Below are 16,965 nucleotides of genomic sequence, written 5' to 3'. Positions count from 1 at the left end.
TTTTTTTACTCTAAAGCAGCCACTTGCGAAACTCCCCTCTAACTGGCACACATATTGCTCCTGTTTCGCTGCGCACCCAGGTGCGGGGAAACTTTGGGTCATCTTCTAGAAGAGGAGTAGCAATCATGAGGAAAACTGGCATCGCTCTTGCCATCGCCTTGGCCATGGGTGCGGGTGCGGCAAGCGCGGCAAACGTCAATGGCGTCACCTTTGCCGGCGGCGCATATTTCGAAGTGGGCGACGTCTATGAGGGCAGCCTTGCCTCCAACGGCACGGTGCCGATTCTGGCCCCAGGCGACATCCTGGCCGGCGTCGGTCGCATCGACACCATCAAGGACTCGCAGGGCAACGTGACTTGGTCGCGTGGCCAGAACGGCGTTTACCTGAGCTACTGGTTCGACAGCTACAAGACGCAGGCGATCAACTCGGCCGTTCCGGCGACTCCGCCATTCAACGTCATCTTCTCCGGCGGATCGATCCACTTCTACACCTCGGCGGCCGAGTTCGTCCCGACCGGCAGCTTTGCGGCGGACAAGGCGACCATCTCGGCCGGCAATCTCTGGGTTGACGCCGCCGGCGCCACGACGCGGCTTTGCACCGCTGCCGACGCCTGCCTCGACGGCGTCGGCACCCCGATCGCCCTCGACTCGTTCATCCTCAGCGGCAGCCTCGGCTCGATCGGCAGTGGCGCGGGTAACGGCCTGCTGAGCTTCACCGGCGGTCCTGCGCAGGTCTACCTCGACACCAACGCCTTCCCGGGCGGCAGCGATGCAGCGCTTGGCAGCTCGTTCAACAGCGGTTCGGCCACCGCCGGCTATGCCGCCAGCGGCAGCATCGACATCCGAGGCATTGCGCTGCCCGAACCGGCAACGCTCAGCGTGATGGGTGTTGCCCTTCTCGGAATGGCGGGAATCCGCCGCCGCAAGGCAGCCTGATCAGCAGCAGACAGTGATCGCAGCGGGTTCTTGCGCCCGCTGCGTGACGCGCTCTACGGACACCCAGCCTGGCGTCGCGCCACGCGGGGTGTCCTTTCTTGCGAGGCGCGAGCGCGGCCTCTCAGTGCGGCAACTTGCGGCGCAGCAGGGCAATCTTCAGCCGCTGGATCGGCCCGCGCATCCCCCAGCGGTAACGCGCCCGGCGAAAGCGGCGCAGAAGGGCGTCGAACTGGATCAGTTCGGGCACGGCAATGCTTGGTTGCCGGCGGGTGAGCAGGTTCATCACCTCGGTGGCAATGACCCCGGCGATCATGAACGGTGCAGCACCGACCGACGGCAGGCGGTGACCCGCCGGATCAAGCCCACCCTGAGTCTGGTACTGCATCAGCCAGGGTCGCGGCGCAATGCCCGCGATCAGTGACACGCTCAGTTCGAATTCGCTCATTCCCTCCTCGAAGGCAAAGTAGTCCTCGAAGGACATTCCCTTGGGATCGAAGACCAGAAGCGTGAAGCCGAAGCCGAGAGGCGGCGAGGTGATGACCCAGATGCCTCGCTCGCGCGCGCTGCGGTAAAGCAGGAAGCGCTCCTTGAAGCAGTAGAAGTCGAGCGAGTCCACCACCACGTCGACGCCATCGAGAAACTGCGCGATGTTCTCCGGACTGACGCCGGTCGCGAACAGTCGGACATCCGCTTCGGGGTTGATCGACTGCACGAGTTCCGCCATCACGGCGGTCTTGGCACGTCCGATCGAGTTCATCGTTGCGCCGATCTGGCGATTGAAATTGACGAGCTCGAAGACATCCGGGTCAGCCAGATTGAAGGCCCCGATTCCCATGCGGCAGAGGGCATGCACCTGTGCACCGCCGGTGCCACCAAGGCCGGCAATCGCGACTCGCGCATGGCGCAGTTTTTCCTGTTCCTGCCGGGTCAGAAAGCCGAGGTTGCGCTGGAAAGCGGTGAAATAGTCGAAAACGGGTGTTGGCAGTTCCATCGGATTCGGAGACCTTGGCGAGTTCGTCAGTTCTTGTGGGCGACCAGCATGCCATGGTTCAGCGGCAGGCCACTGACCTCGACCACGCGCGTGAATCCAGCCTCGAGCATGGCCTGCTGGTAATCCTTGCGCGCGTGCAGCATGCCCTCACCGGTCGCGATCGCCAGGAAATAGGGCGACCCGAGCGCGGTGCCGATCGGGCCCGTATCGTCGTCGTTGCCCATCATGTTGAAAACCACGACGGCGCCGGCAGCGGGCAGCGACCGCCAGCACTTGCGCAGGAGGTCGAGATTGCGCTCCATTGACCAGATGGTGAGAATATGGCAGAAGAGGATCGCATCGACCCCGGCCGGGAATGGGTCCTGCAGGAAGTTGCCGACGCAGGTGGAAACGCGATCGGCCAAACCCGCGGCGGCGATCTTCTCGCTGGCGATGTGGCATACCGACTCCGAATCGTAAACCGTGACCCGCAGCGACGGATAGCGTCGGGCGAGCGCGATGGCATTGGTTCCGTCGCCGCCGCCGGCATCGACGACATGGGTGAAACTGCCAAAGTCGAAGGCATCGACGATGAGCCGGTTGGCCTGACGGGAAAGCGCGCTCATCGCGTCCTGGAATACCTGCTCGAGTTCCGGATGGCTGACGAGACGCTCGTAGAGCGTCTCGCCACTGCCGGGAAAACGACTCAGGCCCAGGTTTCGCCCGGCGCGCAGCGACGGCAGGAAGTCCTGCAATCCGGGATAGACGATCTCCGCCTGCCAGCCGAGGACGGGCGCCATCGAGTCCGGCTTGTCGCCGACCAGCAGTCTCTCGGCGACGGCCGAATTGCGATACCGTCCATCGACCTTGACGATCAGGCCGAGCGCGGCAAGCCCCGTCAACAGCACCCGGCAGGGATAGGCCTGCAGTTCCAGGCTCTCGCCGAGTTGCGCAGCGGTAGACTCGGGATGGCGCGAAAGCGCGTCAAACAAACCCAGCTGAACGCCCGACCACAGCAACTGGAAAGCACTGTGACCCTGGGCGACCAGGAGGAACCCGTCCATGTCGATCTCTCTGGCCTGACTCATCCTTCCCTCCTTGTCATTGCGAAACCATCACCGAGAAGCTCCGTTCCAGCGGCAAGCGCCTGGAGCGTACCGGATCCGCGACCCGTGGCGCCCCAACACGCAGCAGCATGAGAACCGTCTCGGCACGCGAAGCCAGCATTTCGCCGACACCGGCCTCGATCCGGCGCACCTTGCGCACGAACTCGGGCGCGACGCGTCCGGCTCGCAAACGATACAGCTGGTCCGGAAGAACGAAGTACGGATGGACAGCGACCCCCGCCTCGTTCAAGGCAATCCAGACCCGCTGCAGCAGCCGGCCAGCCGCGACCTCGACACCGATGCCCGACGGCGGACCAATGATCGCGACCAGGGCCGCACAGTTCTTGAGCATGGCAGCTTCCAGCAGGGCAAACAGCTTGCAGCCGCCGAACCGGTTGAGCAGCGCCATTCGTCGCCAGTCGAGCGACAGCCTGAGCAGTGACTCGCCACCGGGAGGCAGCAGCAGACTCGCGACATCGAGGCCGTCGCCGCGCGCGACCTCTGCCGGCGTGAAGCGCAGGCTGCCGGCCAGCCAGCGATGGATCTCCTCGGTCTGAAAGCGCAGTTCGGATGCCTGACGGAGCAGCCCGGACCAGCGCTCGCGCTGCTGCAGCTCCGTGATGATGGCGACCCGCACCGGCCCATGCTGCAGGGCTGCCACATCGGCCAGCAATTCCGGGTCGAGCGCAGTCGTCGCAAAGGGGCCACGATTCGTGTGCCGCTCCTGCACGCCCGCCGGCAGGGCGCCAGGCGGCTCCGAGCGCGGCTGCTCCCAAGTGACGCGCGCCATGCATCCGGCACCCGTCGCGTCAACCGTCTGCAGGGCGTCGGGCGGCATCGCCAATGCGCTGGCTGCCTGCGCCAGATTCTCGATGACCGATCCCAGCGCCATCAGGTTCGCCGGATGGTCGGTCCCCAGACCTCCCTTGCCCCGCTCCTCATGCATGAAGAGCTCGAGGGTGCGACCGTCCCAGACGAACCGCCAAGGCTGCGAGTTGTCGGCAGAAGGCGCGTGCAGGCCGGCACGTACCAGGTAGCTCACCCAGTCAGGAGTTCCCTCCGCACTCATCACGAATCACCTCGCAAACCGATCTCGCGACCGACCCAACAACGCTTCCCGACGGTAGTTTCCCACACTCGCAGCGGTAGCGGGAGACGAGATCGTGCTTTTTTTGCCCGCCGCTGGCGCTTGCCGCGACGAATCGACAGACGGCAAAGGCGTGCGCTATCATTCTCCAGATGGCGAACAATCCCCTGCTCGGCGAACTGGCAATCGCGTTTCGCAACGTCGTCCGCCAACGTCGGCGCTCGGCCATGGCGGTTGTCGCGGTTGCCTTCGGCGTCATCTCGCTGCTCCTCGCCGGCGGCTTCATCGAGTGGATCTACCAGGCAATGCGCGAGGACACGATCCACTCGCACCTCGGACACATCCAGATCGTCAGGCCACGCTACCTCGATTCCGGAATTGCCGACCCCTTCGCCTACCTGCTGCCGGAGCAGTCACGGGCAAGACAACTCGCCGAGCAGGCGCCGCATGTCAGGCTGCTTGCCCCACGCCTGGGTTTCAGCGGCCTGATCAGCCGCGGTGATTCGACGATCTCCTTCGTCGCTGATGGAGTCGATCCGGAGAAGGAAGCGCTGCTCAGCAGAACCCTCCTGATTTCCGCGGGCGAGGGTCTGTCGAGTACCGAGCCGAAGGGAATCATTCTTGGCGACGGGCTGGCGGCCAATCTCGGCGCGCGGGTCGGCGACACCGTCGTCCTGCTCGCCAACACCGCCTCCGGCGGGCTCAACGCAGTCGAGTGTCGGGTGCGCGGACTCTTCTCGACGGTGACCAAGGCCTACGATGACGCCGCCTTGCGCCTGCCCCTGCCATTGGCGCAGGAACTCGTGCGCAGCAAGGGGGCGCATCGCTGGCTGCTCCTGCTCGACGACACATCGGCGACCGAGTCCGTGCTCACGCGACTGCGGCAGCAGCTCCCGGAAAGGGAACTCGAGGTGGTGCCGTGGTACGCGCTGGCCGATTTCTACAACAAGACGGTCGCCCTGTTCAAGAAACAGGTGGGGGTGATGAAACTGATCATTGCGGTGATCATCGTTCTGAGCATATCGAACACGCTGACCATGGGCATCATGGAACGAACCGGTGAAATCGGCACGGTAATGGCGCTCGGTTTCAGGCGCCGCTCCATCCTGCGGGTCTTCGTCAGCGAAGCGGCGATTCTCGGCCTGATCGGCGGCGTGACCGGCCTCGCTGTCGGCCTCCTGCTGGCGCAGGGAATTTCCCACGTCGGCATCCCGATGCCGCCGCCCCCCGGAATGGCCCGCGGCTTCACCGGTGAGATCAGGGTCACCTTCGCGCTGGCCGCGGACGCCGTCGTGCTGGCTCTGGTGACAACCCTCCTCGCCAGCCTGTACCCAGCCTGGAAGGCATCCCGCATGGAGATCGTCAATGCCCTGCGCCACAACCGCTGAGATCCGCCAGGCCAGCCCCGGGAAACGCGCCAATGCTTAGCCTCGCTTTGCGCAACATCCTCCGGCACAAGATCAGAACGGCAATGACGGTCGGCGCAATCGTCTTCGGCGTGGTCGGCCTGATCGTCACCGGCGGCTTCGTGCAGGACATTCTCTTCCAGCTCAGCGAGGCCACGATCCACTCGCAATCGGGCCACCTGCAGGTGTACCGAAAGGGTTTCTATGAGTTCGGCTCGCGCTCGCCCGACAAGTACCTGATCGACGAGCCGCGGGTCCTCCAGCAACGGGTAGAAGCCCTGCCGGCCACGGCTGAAACAATGGCGCGCATCAGCTTTACCGGACTGCTGAGCAACGGGCGCAGCGACATCTCGATCGTCGGCGAAGGCGTCGAGGCCGACAAGGAAGCACGCCTGGGAAGTTATCTGAAGATCAGTGCCGGGCGACAGCTGACGGACGGCGACCGGTACGGCATCCTGCTCGGCGATGGCGTCGCGACCAGCATGCAGCTCAAGCCCGGCGATCCGGTCACCCTGCTGGTGGCCACGGCCGCCGGCGCGACCAACACACTGGACTTCGAAGTGGTCGGAGCGTTTCAGACCTTTTCGAAGGAGTTCGACGCGCGAGCAGTGAGGATTCCGCTTGCTGCATCGCAGGAGTTGTTCGGTTCGAGCGGCGCCAACAGCATTGTCGTCTCGCTGCGCAGGACTGACGAAACCGAGGCCACGGCGGCCAGCCTCGGCACCCAACTCGACACGCAGCAATATGAGATCAGGACCTGGCGGGAACTCAACGACTTCTACCAGAAGGCAGTCGATCTCTACGACCGCCAGTTCGGCGTGCTGCGCCTGATAGTCCTGTTGATGGTCCTGCTGACCGTCGCGAACACTGTCAACATGAGCGTCTTCGAGCGCGTCGGCGAGTTCGGCACGCTCCTGGCATTGGGCAATCGCAGCCGCGACATCTTCCGCCTGGTCATCCTCGAGAACGCCCTGATCGGGCTGATCGGAGCCGCCACCGGTGCCGCAACGGGCCTCCTGGCCGCGGCCGCAGTGACCGCCCTGGCCGTCGAGATGCCGCCGCTGCCCAACGCCAATACGGGCTACGTGGTCGCCATACGAGTCCTGCCATCGGCAGTCGTATCAGCCTTTGTCATCGGGCTCGCCGCCACCGTACTTGCCGCCATCCTGCCAGCGATACGCGTCAGCAGGAACCCCATCGCGGAATCGCTGCGCCAGAACTACTGACCGCTGGCAGCACGGCGGACCGCTGTTCCTGTGGCTGGCATGAAAGGGACGCGATCAGGTTTCAGTGCACGGTGCACACCATGCACGGGTCAAAGGACCTGACGACGTGCTGCACGAGCAGCGGCACATCTTCGCCATCGCCGACCGGCAGTCCAGCCAGCGCCTGCTCGAGAGCGCCCGGAGCGTCGTTCGCGTCGCGGGGCGAGAAGTTCCAGGTGGTTGGCGCGATGATCTGGTAGCCGGCAATGCGCCCGCTTTCTATGCGCAACCAGTGGCCGAGTCCGCCACGGGCCGCTTCGACCAAGCCGACGGCGTTCGCCTCGTCGGGAAACGGCGCCTGCGTGCAGAACGCTTCGCCGGGGACCAGGGCATGCACCCAGCGCTCCATCGCCGGCAGCACGAGCGCCAGCTCCAGCAGACGGGCGCTGACCCGCGCCAGGACACTACCGCCACTCGCCGCGATGAGCGCCCGCAGCAACGGCTGTCCGGCGACTACCTGACGGGCGAGCGCCCCCATTTCGGCAACTTCGCCGTCGTAGCGTGGCGCCTTGCACCACGTGTACGCGGCAGCCTTGTCGGCAAAGTCGCCCGTAAGCGGTCGCGTCTCGCCAACTGCCGGATGCAGCGCCTGCTCGCCGAACAGCCAGGCATGCGCAACGTCCTCGCTGATCAACTGCTCGACGAATGGCCGGTCAGCGCCGTGCCAGATGCCACGGGCGAAGAGGTGTCCGGCGGCGCCCGAACCGTCGGCAGCGGCAGCATAGGCACCGTAGCTCAGGAAGCGGTCGCTCGCCCGTCCGACGCAGTCGAGGCCGAGATCGACGGCAATCTCGACGAAACGCGCGAAGTCGGCCGGCCGACCGCGGGCCCAGGCAGCAAGTTCGTCGAGATTGCCGATCGTGCCGAGGCTCTCGAGCGAATCGCCGAAGACGACCCGACTCAGGAAGCCACGAAAATCGCGCAGCACCGAGAGCAACCGGATCTTCTCGGTTGCCGCCACCGCCCGCGTCGTGCCGCCCGGCTGCAGCGCCAGGCTGTGCGGCCACTTCCCCGCCAGGTGGCCCATGAGCCGCAGCAGATCGGCGCGTGCCGGCAGGACTTCACGCAGCGCTTCGCCGACAGTTGCCCTGAAGCGCCGCTCGGCTGCTGCGTGCCACGACCGACCGCGATAGGCTGCGCGCGCGAAGTCAGGCATGAAGAACAGGTAGAAGTGGGTCAGATGATCGGCCAGGTTCTCGCAGGCGAGGATCAGGTTGCTCGCCAGTCGGCCGTTCGCCGGCATCTCCAGTCCCGCAGCGTCAGCCAGGGCAGCAGCAGCAGCAGCCGACTGCGATACCGAACAGATGCCGCAGATGCGCGGCACGATCACCAGTGCGTCGAGCGGGTGCTTGCCGATCAGGACGTGCTCGAAACCTCGGTAAAGTGACGAGCTGACACGTGCGGCAGCGACGCGCCCAGCCGCCACCTCGAGCGTCACTTCGAGGTCGCCCTCGACCCGGTTGAAGGGGCCGATCGTCAGTCGCCGGCTCACTCTTCGCCCCTGTGCCCTCGCGGGAGCACTGGCGGGCGCGCTTCCGACGACGGATCAGTGCCGCGCCGCGGCACGCTTGCCGATGGCCGCAAGCCGATCGAGTGCGGGCGGCCGGCCCCGGCTTCGCCGAGCGGACCACGGCTGATGACAGATTGCCCGCGGCTCATTCATTGGCTCCCCTTCGCGCGCAGGCGGATGACCCGACTGCCGAGCGCCCACTATAGCAGACGATGCGAAAGCTACGCCGCTGGCCGCCAGCGCTACCGCTGCCGATACCGATATCGATGCCGTGCCCGGATCCGCGGCAGCGGCGCGCCCTGCCGGCTGTATCGCGCCTCAGTCAGCGGCCAACCCCGCAGCCGGCAGAACGCTCCTGTCCGCCTGCAGCACCGTCCCCGCGGCGCCGTCTCGGCGCGGCACCGACGGCGGCCCACTCACCCGCCGCCGGCGGCATCCCGGCTTCCGCCCGCTGACGCAGTTCGGCCAGCCGCAGTGCACCGCGTTCGCGCAGCAGTCGCAGGTGCTCCGGGCGCCGTCTACCGTAGCTGACGGCAAGGCGATCGACATCATCCAGCCAGGCCTCCTCGCCCTTGCCGTCGGTGGTGCCCGCGTCCGCGGGCAATCTGCCGCGCCACACCTCGTAGCAGTAGGCGAACCTGGCCCAATCGTACAGCGACTGCTCGCATCGGCGGTCGCCACCAGCCTGAGGAGAGCCGCCAGCGGCGCCGGCGAGGATGCGCAGCATGGCGTTTGGATCGGCGCCGGCATCGAGCAGAATGCGCAGCACGCCGCTGTCCATGTTCATCGCTGCCTGGAACAGCGGGCTGGCGCCATCCCGGCCGACTGCGCCCGGGTCGGCGCCCAGGCGCAACATCTCGCTCACCACCTGTTGGCGCCGCAACGCGGGGCTGAACTCGAGCGCCGCGATCACGTGCTGCAGGATGGTGTCACCAAGTTCGTCGTAGCCATTGACGTCGAAGCCGCGGGCCACCTGTACCCGCATCGCCGACGTGTCGCCGGCACGCGCGCTGGCCACGAAGGCCAGCAACGGATCCTGAAGATCAGGCAGCTCATGTCTACAATGCTCCATTCGCAACCCCTTTCCCGCTCGGCCGTGCGCTGCCCCCGTCCGGCAGCACGCGCACCACCCCCTCCGACGCGATCCCGCCCGCGTCACCCCCGGCCGCTGGCCGCCAACCCGATCCTCGCGCTGATTGTCCATGCGGCAGCAGCCAGAGAGCCGTCCCGTTTGTGCATGGTCGCAAGCGGCGCCGAGCATCCCTCACGCCCTGTGGCTCGACTGGTGCAACGGCGATTCCGTGCATCCATTGTCTCCCTTGACCGTCATGGTCAGTCGTGAAGAAAGTCACGCAGACCGGGAAAAAGCCCATCGGGCCGCCCCCTGCTGCGATGGCGCTCAGCGATGCCGTCCGGCAAGCGACAGGTGCCCGCCGCTGGCAGCAGCATGCGCGTCCTGACCGAACTGTTGCACGCAGGCCGCGAAGCGCCCGGGCGGCAGCGCCTTGCTGAACAGATGGCCCTGTGCCTGCCGGCAGCCACGACGACGCACGAACGCCTGTTGCGCATCGGTCTCCACACCCACGGCCAGGGCCTGCAGACCGATTTCGTTCGCCATGCCGATCGTTGCTGCGACGACGGCCGCGTCGTCCGGGTCGGTAGCCACACCGGCAAGCAGGCAACGGTCGATCTTCACCTGATGCACGCGCAGGCGCCTGAGGCAACTGAGCGAGGAAAGCCCACTGCCAAACCCGTCGATCGACAGCCTTACCCCCAGCGCGCGCAGGCTGTCGATCGTCGTCAGCGCCGCTGGCAGTCGGTCCATTGCCGTCTGCTCGCTGATCTCGATCTCCAGAAACTGCGGTGACAATCCCTCCTGCGCGAGAATCTGAGCCACCCGATCGACCAGACCTGACTGACGGAACTCGACTGCCGACAGGTTGACCGTCACGCGCATCGGCGGCAGACCAGCCTGCCGCCAGAGCCGCAGTTGCCGTACCGCGGCGCGCAGCACCCAGTCACCGAGCTGCAGCATGAGGCCGCAGTCCTCGGCGATGGGGATCAACTCCGCGGGCGGCACCGCTCCGAGCACAGGATGCTGCCAGCGCAGGAGCGCCTCAGCGGCGCAGACGCGCCCGTCAGCGAGGGCAATCTGCGGCTGGAAGTGCAGGCACAGCTTGCCGTTGTCCAACGCCGGGCGCAATCCGTTCTCGATTGCCCTGGCGCGCACCGCGCGTTGCTGCATATCGGCCGTAAAGAAGCGATAGTCGTGCGCCCCGCCCCGCTTGGCGCGGTACATCGCGGCATCCGCACACATCGACAGGCTCTCGAAACTCTCTCCGTCCGCCGGATACATGGCGATGCCCAGCGACATCGTGCACAGCAGTTCATGCCGCCCGATGCGATGGATCAGTGTCGCCGCCTCCAGCAGCTTCGCTGCCACACGCGCGGCTCCATCGGCGTCGGTGTTGGGCAGGACAACGATGAACTCGTCGCCACCAAGCCGCGCGACCGTATCGCCATCCCGCATGGCGCTCTGCAGGCGCTTGGCCACCTGAACCAGGAGCGCATCGCCGACCCGGTGGCCGAGCACGTCATTGACGCTCTTGAAGCGGTCGAGATCGATGAACATCAGGGCCAGCGACTCGCGGTCACGCTGAGCGCGAGCGAGGTCATGCCTGACCCGTTCCGCCAGCAGGCTGCGGTTGGCCAGACCAGTAAGCGGATCACTGTGCGCCAGATGCAGCAACCGCGCCTCGGTCTCCTTGTGCCGGGTGATGTCGACGAAGCTGGCGATATGATGCGTCGGCATGCCATCGCCGTCGACGCGGCTGATCGCCAACCATTGTGGATACAGGCTGCCGTCCCTGCGCCGGTTCCACACCTCGCCCTGCCAGTACCCGAGAGATCCGATCGACGACCGGACACTGCGCTGAATGCCCGCCTCGTCGGGCACCGGAAACAGCAGGTGAGCGTCGCGACCGAGCGTATGCACCGCGCTGTAGCCGGTAATCCGGGTAAAGGACTGGTTGATCCGGACGATCCGCCAGCTACCGTCGATGATCGCGATGCCCTTGGCTGCGTGGGCGAAGAGGCGGCCGGTCAGATCGAACTCGTCCCCCACGGGTGCGGGCGTGCCGCGCTGCGCCATGGTGCCGGAGCAACCGTCCGCTGTCGCCGCGGCAAGGTCCATTGCCAGTTCGCCCGGTGCCCCTATGGAGCCCTGCTCCTTCCTGCATGCTTCAACCTTGCCGCTCATCCATGTCTCCTCCGCCTCGACGGCTTGGCGCGCCCGGCACGCAGACAGCCACCACCCATCACGCATGGTGACCCGGGAGCGAGACCGCGCCAAGAGCCAGGACTCCCGGACAACGCGGGAAATTTTCCCGGCCGCCGTCGCCACGGATGGCCATCGGCAGCTCTGGCGGCTCGACGTTGCACCCCGTTTGCGCAATAATCCCTCCATGAACAGGACGCTGCAGCCCGCCAGCCCGGTTCTCGAAGGCTTTGCCGATTCGATCGCCGTGCTCGACGAGCGCGGGGTGATCCTCAGCGTCAACCAGGGCTGGCGGGACTTCGCCCGTGTCAACGGCGGCAGCGCCGAACTGGCGGACGGTCGTGGCATCGACTACCTCGCGGCCATTCGGCAGGCGGCAGCGAGCGACGTGCTGGCCGCCGCCGCCTTGCAGGGCCTGGAAGAGGTGCTGACGGGGCAACAGGCGTGGTTCACCCTCGAGTACCCTTGTCACACACCTGACAGCGAACGCTGGTGTGAGTGCCACGCAGCGCCGTTGGCGGCTTCCGGCTGTGGGGCGCTGGTCCGTCATCGGCAGATCAGGCGGCACGAACGGGGCGAGGCCGCCGTCGGGCGCCACCATCGCCTGCAGCCCGACTTGGCGACGCTGCTGGACCGCCTGCCGTCGATGATCGGCTACTGGGACTGCCGACTGCGCAACCGCTTCGCGAACCATGCGTACCGCGACTGGTTCGGCCTCGATCCGGCGACGATCCCGGGCAAGCACATCCGGGAAGTGATCGGCGAAGAGCGATACCGCCTCAACCTGCCCTATATCGAGGCTGTGCTGCGCGGCAGTGCACAGCAGTTCGAACGTGCCATCCCTTCGCCCGATGGACACTCGCTGCGCCATGCGCTGGCGCGTTACATCCCGGACGTGGTCAATGGCGAGGTACAGGGCTTCGTTGTCGAGGTCATGGACGTCACATCGATCAAGGTCGGCGAGCAGGCCTTGCAGCGCGCCCAGGAGGTGGGCCGCCTGGGAAGTTACACCATCGACTTCGGTTCCGGACAGTGGCTGGGCAGCCCGATGCTCGAGCGAATACTCGGTCTTGGCCCGGAGCACGAGCACACTACAGACGCCTGGCTGCAGATCGTGCATGCGGACGATCGCCAGACGGTCGCCGACCAGTTCCGGATGGCAGTTGGCGAAGCAGGCGTTTTCGACTGCGAGTACCGTATCGTTCGCCCAAGTGACGGTGCCATCCGCTGGCTGCACGGCCTCGGTGAACTCGAGAGCTCGGCGGCTGGCCAGCCGCTTCGCATGATCGGCACGGTACAGGACATCACCGAGCGAAAGGGGGCCGAACGAGCGACCCAGGCGCTCCTCGACGAAAACACGCGCCTCGTGCGACGACTGATCGCGCTGCAGGAACGTGAGCGAGCCGATCTCGCGCGCGAGTTGCACGATGAATTGTCACAGCACCTGACGGCGATCCGTGCCTTTGCCGGTGCGCTGCAGCGCAACGAAAGCGGCAACCCCGAGGCGATCCGGCGCCACGCCGCGGCAATTGACGATTCGGCACGTGCGATCTACAAGGTCTCACACCGACTGATGGAAGGTCTGCATCCGAGTGTTCTCGATTCTGCCGGAATTGCCGAGGCACTGGCCAGCCTGCTCGAGAACTGGGGGCTGCAGCATCCGGAAATCGAGTGGCGGGCATCTCTTCCTCAGGACCTGGTCTGCGAAGGGAAGCAGCTCACGGTGACCTTGTATCGCATCGCCCAGGAGTGCCTGAGCAACGTTGCCCGCCATGCCGAGGCACGCCGCTTGCGACTGATACTGGGCACCAGGCAGTCGGCGCATGGCGAACTGCTGCGCCTCGTGATCCGCGACGATGGCGTGGGCATGGACATGGATGCTGCGCACGCCGGCTTTGGTCTGCTCGGCATGCGCGAGCGCGTCCTTGCTCGCGGCGGTACGCTGCAGGTCAGCAGCCGCAAAGGCGGCGGCACACGAGTACGGGTGATCCTCCCGAACGCCTGAAGGATTCGACAGAAGTCGTCACGAGCATTGCAGCACGCAGGCTACGCGTGGCGACGCGACCATGCCAGGCCGCGGTGGCGGGAGCGCGCGCGCAGCGCCACCGATCGGCGATGCTGCAGAGTAATGCAGTGGTCAAGCATTTTCGGACACCGGGATAGGTTGTTTTTCTGCCATGTGCGGTTCATGGGCATTCGGCGGTGATGTCCGGGACCCAGGCGCAATTCGCCGTGGCCGGTTCGAACTGCCGGCTGAGCAGCTTGCCGGCGATCGGCAGGGTCGATGAACTTGCGCTTCCAGACCGGTCGTAGGCCAACGATTCGCATCAGCGATCGCACTCGGCATCACCCGATCGACCATCCGTCCTTGAGCACGGGCTGCTGCAAATGCCGGCCGCCATGGCTTCGCCCGGATGCCGCAAAGGCGGCTTGCCGAGTCGTGGTCAACCGGCCAGCACCAACGCGTCGAAATCCTCTACCGCCAGCGGCGGGCTGAACAAGTAGCCTTGATAGGCGTCGCAGCCGACGCTGGCGAGAAAGTCCCGCTGCGCCGCCGTGTCCACCCCTTCGGCGATGACACCCAGTCCCAGGCTGTGCGCCAGGGCCACGATGCCCCTGGCAATCGCCGCGTCGTTGCGGTCGCTGACCACATCGCGCACGAAAGACCGGTCGATCTTCAACTGATCCAGCGGCAGGCGCTGCAGGTAAGACAGCGAGGAATAGGCGGTGCCGAAATCGTCGAGCACGAAACCGACACCGCCGGTCTTGAGCCTGGAGACCTTTGCGATCAGGTCGTCGAGATCGTGCACCAGCAGGCTCTCGGTCAGTTCGAGCTTCAGTCTCTGCGGATTGGCGCCGCTCGCGTCGATGATCGCGAGCACTCTGGCCGCAAAATCAGGCTCACGAAACTGGTGCGCGCTGACGTTCACTGCCAACGTCAGATGGGCCAGTTCCACTCGTGCCGCCCACGTTGCCAGCTGCCTGCAAGCAGCTTCCATGACCCAATAGCCCAAGGCCAGGATGAGGCCGGTTTGTTCGGCCAGAGGGATGAACTCGGCGGGAGCCACGGCACCGTGTTCTGGATGTCGCCAGCGCAGCAGCGCTTCACTGCCGGTGACTTCGCCGTCGCCGGTCACTTGGGCCTGATAGTGCAGCGCCAGCTGATTGGCGCTCAGCGCCCCAGGCAGGCTCGCCTCGAGTTGGGCACGTCTGAGCACCAGTGTATGCATCGCGGGATCGAAGAAATGCAGCCTGTTGCGCCCCGCCTCCTTCGCTCTGTACATGGCCAGGTCAGCCTGCTTGAGGACATTGTCGATCGGTGTTTCGTGCCCCCGGAGCAAGGTGGCGCCAATGCTGGCACTGCTGCGATGATCGACCGCTCCCAGCAGATAGGGCCGAGCCAGCGCGGCGAGAAGCTTCTCGCCGACGATCTCGGTCTGGGTCGCCGCGGCGTCGAGGTTCGCGCTCAGGTGCTCCAGCAACACGACGAACTCGTCTCCGCCCAGGCGAGCCACCGTGTCCCCCTCGCGCACATGCGATACGAGGCGTTGTGCCACGGCTTGCAGCAGGAGGTCGCCTGTGTCATGGCCGAGGCTGTCGTTGAGCATCTTGAAGCGATCAAGGTCAATGAACAACGCGGCGCTGGTCGTATTGTTGCGCCCGTTGGCGGTCATCGCTCGTTGCAGGTGTTCGAGCAGGAGCGCACGGTTCGGAACGCCGGTAAGGACGTCGAAAAAAGCCAATTCGGCGATCCTCTGGTCCGCCTTCTTGCGTTCAGTGATGTCGTGATACGTCACGACGTAGTGGCTGACACCACCGCTCTCATCCGTCACCGGCGAAAGGGTGAGCCAGGTCGGATAGACCTCGCCGTCCTTGCGCCGGTCGAAGACTTCTCCCTGCCAGCCGCCGCCGCTGTCGACGGCTTGCCAGATCGCACGAAAGAGATCGGCGCTGTGCAAGGCAGAAGTCAGAATGCCGGGGGGCTTGCCGATGACTTCCTCGGCGCTGTAGCCGGTGGTGCGCGTGAACGCCTGATTGACCCGCAGAATCAGTCGATGCGCGTCGGTGACGATCATGCTGTAGGGTGACTCGAATGCGACGGCAGCGATGCGCAGATCGGCCTCGGTCTGTTTGCGCTCGCTGATGTCAGTGATCACAATGCGCAGCGCGTTCACGCCATCGGCGTCCTGCGCGATGACCGACTCCAGGTGCGCCCAGAACACGGTGCCGTCACATTTCAGCATGCGCAGGTCGCAGCGTTGTGGCTGGCCACCGGCAACGACCTCCCGGCGGTGCAGGTAGAAGGTATTCTGGTCCACCCTGGCGATGAAGGTGCTCAGGGGCCGACGGGCAAGGGCGCCACGCGCGACTCCCAGCAGCGTCGCAGCCGTGAGATTGGCCTCCACGATCAGCCCGGTCTGGCTTACCGTGCAGTAGCCGACTGGCGCCAGGTCGTAGATTTCAAAATAGCGTGCCCGCGCCACTTCCAGTTGCACTTGCGCCCGGCGCAACTCGTCGTTCTGCATCTCCAGTTCGACCTTGTGCAACCGCAAGTCGAGCAATGCCGCACGGACGGCTTCAGGCGACAGGAATTCGGCGGTCTCGAGCAAATCAGCGTCGCTCTGCCGGAACGTCGCGTCGGCACCCTGGCGAACCATCGGCTCCGCGCTCGCAGAGTCCCTGCCCCTACCAGCCGCGTGCGCGGCCGGATGCCGATCGGTGGCGCTCATCTCCTCATCCCCTGGCGACGTCCACGGCTGACTCGCTGGCTCGCTCGGTGGTCGCCACCGCATACCAGCCACCGACGAAGTCGCTGCGACGCCGCCGTGCCACGCGCGCCATGGCGCGGCGGGCGGCCGCCGGCGCGTCCGATTGCGCCGAGGCGGCCGCGTGCAGGGCGCGGATGGCCTGCGGGTAACGGCGCAGACGGAACTGCACCAGCCCGAGGTGGTACCAGGCGCCGGCCAACTCCGACCCACTGCGGCATGCCGCACGCAGACACTGCAGCGAAGCGCTGAGGGGTCGCTCCGCCGGGTGTATCCGATCCAGCGCGCGGGCCGCGCGATCGGCGACGACGAAAGCCCGCAGGGCATCGTCGCGGCGCCCGGTCCGATAAAGGACCAGGCCGAGAAGGTGCACGGCGACGGCGTCATCCGGAACCGCCCGCATGATGTTCAGGGCGACCCGCTCGGCGCTGACGAAATCGCCGCCCTCGTAGAACCTGGCAAACAGACCGAAGAGCGCATCGATCATCGATGCTTCCCGGCAACCGGCAAGGTGCCGTGCGACAGCAGGCGGTGAACGTAGGGCAGGAACTCCATGACCGGATTCTGCCCCACCGCCACCGCGACGGCCAGTGGCGCAACTCCCGATCAGGGCAGGAAACTTTCCCGGGTGCCTTGACGCACG

11 protein-coding genes are annotated in these 16,965 nt (G+C 65.9%); 4 read left to right on the top strand and 7 right to left on the bottom strand.

Annotated features, from left to right (window positions below; genetic code table 11):
• Window positions 1-125 precede the first annotated feature (125 nt).
• Window positions 126-935 carry a PEP-CTERM sorting domain-containing protein gene (locus tag HT579_08250; GenBank protein ID QKS28904.1) on the top strand — a complete coding sequence of 270 codons (810 nt, stop codon included), beginning with the start codon at window positions 126-128 and terminating at the stop codon, window positions 933-935.
• Between the two features lie 121 nt (window positions 936-1,056).
• On the opposite strand, the gene HT579_08245 is transcribed toward HT579_08250, so the two are convergent.
• Genes HT579_08245 through HT579_08235 form a run of 3 tightly spaced genes read right to left on the bottom strand, consistent with a single transcriptional unit; the run spans window position 1,057 to window position 4,080 of the window.
• Entirely contained in the window at window positions 1,057-1,926 is an 870-nt protein-coding gene (locus HT579_08245; GenBank protein ID QKS28903.1) for a ThiF family adenylyltransferase, read from the bottom strand.
• A 26-nt stretch (window positions 1,927-1,952) separates the two neighbouring features.
• Window positions 1,953-2,993 (bottom strand): methyltransferase domain-containing protein, encoded by a 1,041-nt coding sequence (locus HT579_08240; GenBank protein QKS28902.1) that lies wholly within the window; start codon window positions 2,991-2,993, stop codon window positions 1,953-1,955.
• Between the two features lie 13 nt (window positions 2,994-3,006).
• Complete coding sequence (locus HT579_08235; protein QKS28901.1) at window positions 3,007-4,080, bottom strand: hypothetical protein; 1,074 nt, start codon at window positions 4,078-4,080, stop codon at window positions 3,007-3,009.
• Between the two features lie 170 nt (window positions 4,081-4,250).
• Between HT579_08235 and HT579_08230 the strand changes: the two genes are divergently transcribed.
• Window positions 4,251-5,486, top strand: coding sequence for an ABC transporter permease (locus HT579_08230; protein ID QKS28900.1), 1,236 nt, complete (start codon window positions 4,251-4,253; stop codon window positions 5,484-5,486).
• A 32-nt stretch (window positions 5,487-5,518) separates the two neighbouring features.
• Entirely contained in the window at window positions 5,519-6,730 is a 1,212-nt protein-coding gene (locus HT579_08225; protein ID QKS28899.1) for an ABC transporter permease, read from the top strand.
• Window positions 6,731-6,791: 61 nt separating this feature from the next.
• Here HT579_08225 and HT579_08220 read toward each other — a convergent pair whose 3' ends face one another.
• The 3 genes from HT579_08220 to HT579_08210 all read right to left on the bottom strand — a co-directional run bounded on the left by HT579_08220 (window position 6,792) and on the right by HT579_08210 (window position 11,538).
• Entirely contained in the window at window positions 6,792-8,261 is a 1,470-nt protein-coding gene (locus tag HT579_08220; GenBank protein ID QKS28898.1) for a nickel-dependent hydrogenase large subunit, read from the bottom strand.
• 340 nt (window positions 8,262-8,601) lie between these two features.
• Window positions 8,602-9,357 (bottom strand): ankyrin repeat domain-containing protein, encoded by a 756-nt coding sequence (locus HT579_08215; GenBank protein ID QKS28897.1) that lies wholly within the window; start codon window positions 9,355-9,357, stop codon window positions 8,602-8,604.
• A gap of 321 nt (window positions 9,358-9,678) precedes the next feature.
• Window positions 9,679-11,538, bottom strand: a complete 1,860-nt coding sequence (locus tag HT579_08210; GenBank protein QKS28896.1) for an EAL domain-containing protein — start codon at window positions 11,536-11,538, stop codon at window positions 9,679-9,681.
• A gap of 205 nt (window positions 11,539-11,743) precedes the next feature.
• Here HT579_08210 and HT579_08205 point away from each other — a divergent pair, with 205 nt between their 5' ends.
• Entirely contained in the window at window positions 11,744-13,561 is a 1,818-nt protein-coding gene (locus HT579_08205) for a PAS domain-containing protein (GenBank protein ID QKS28895.1), read from the top strand.
• Between the two features lie 439 nt (window positions 13,562-14,000).
• On the opposite strand, the gene HT579_08200 is transcribed toward HT579_08205, so the two are convergent.
• Window positions 14,001-16,709, bottom strand: a complete 2,709-nt coding sequence (locus tag HT579_08200; protein ID QKS28894.1) for an EAL domain-containing protein — start codon at window positions 16,707-16,709, stop codon at window positions 14,001-14,003.
• Between the last annotated feature and the right edge of the window lie 256 nt (window positions 16,710-16,965).

The organism is Candidatus Accumulibacter similis, from assembly GCA_013347225.1.
GTDB lineage: Bacteria > Pseudomonadota > Gammaproteobacteria > Burkholderiales > Rhodocyclaceae > Accumulibacter > Accumulibacter similis.
The sequence above is the reverse complement of the archived record's forward strand: the minus strand, read 5'-3'. Positions and strand labels throughout refer to the sequence as shown.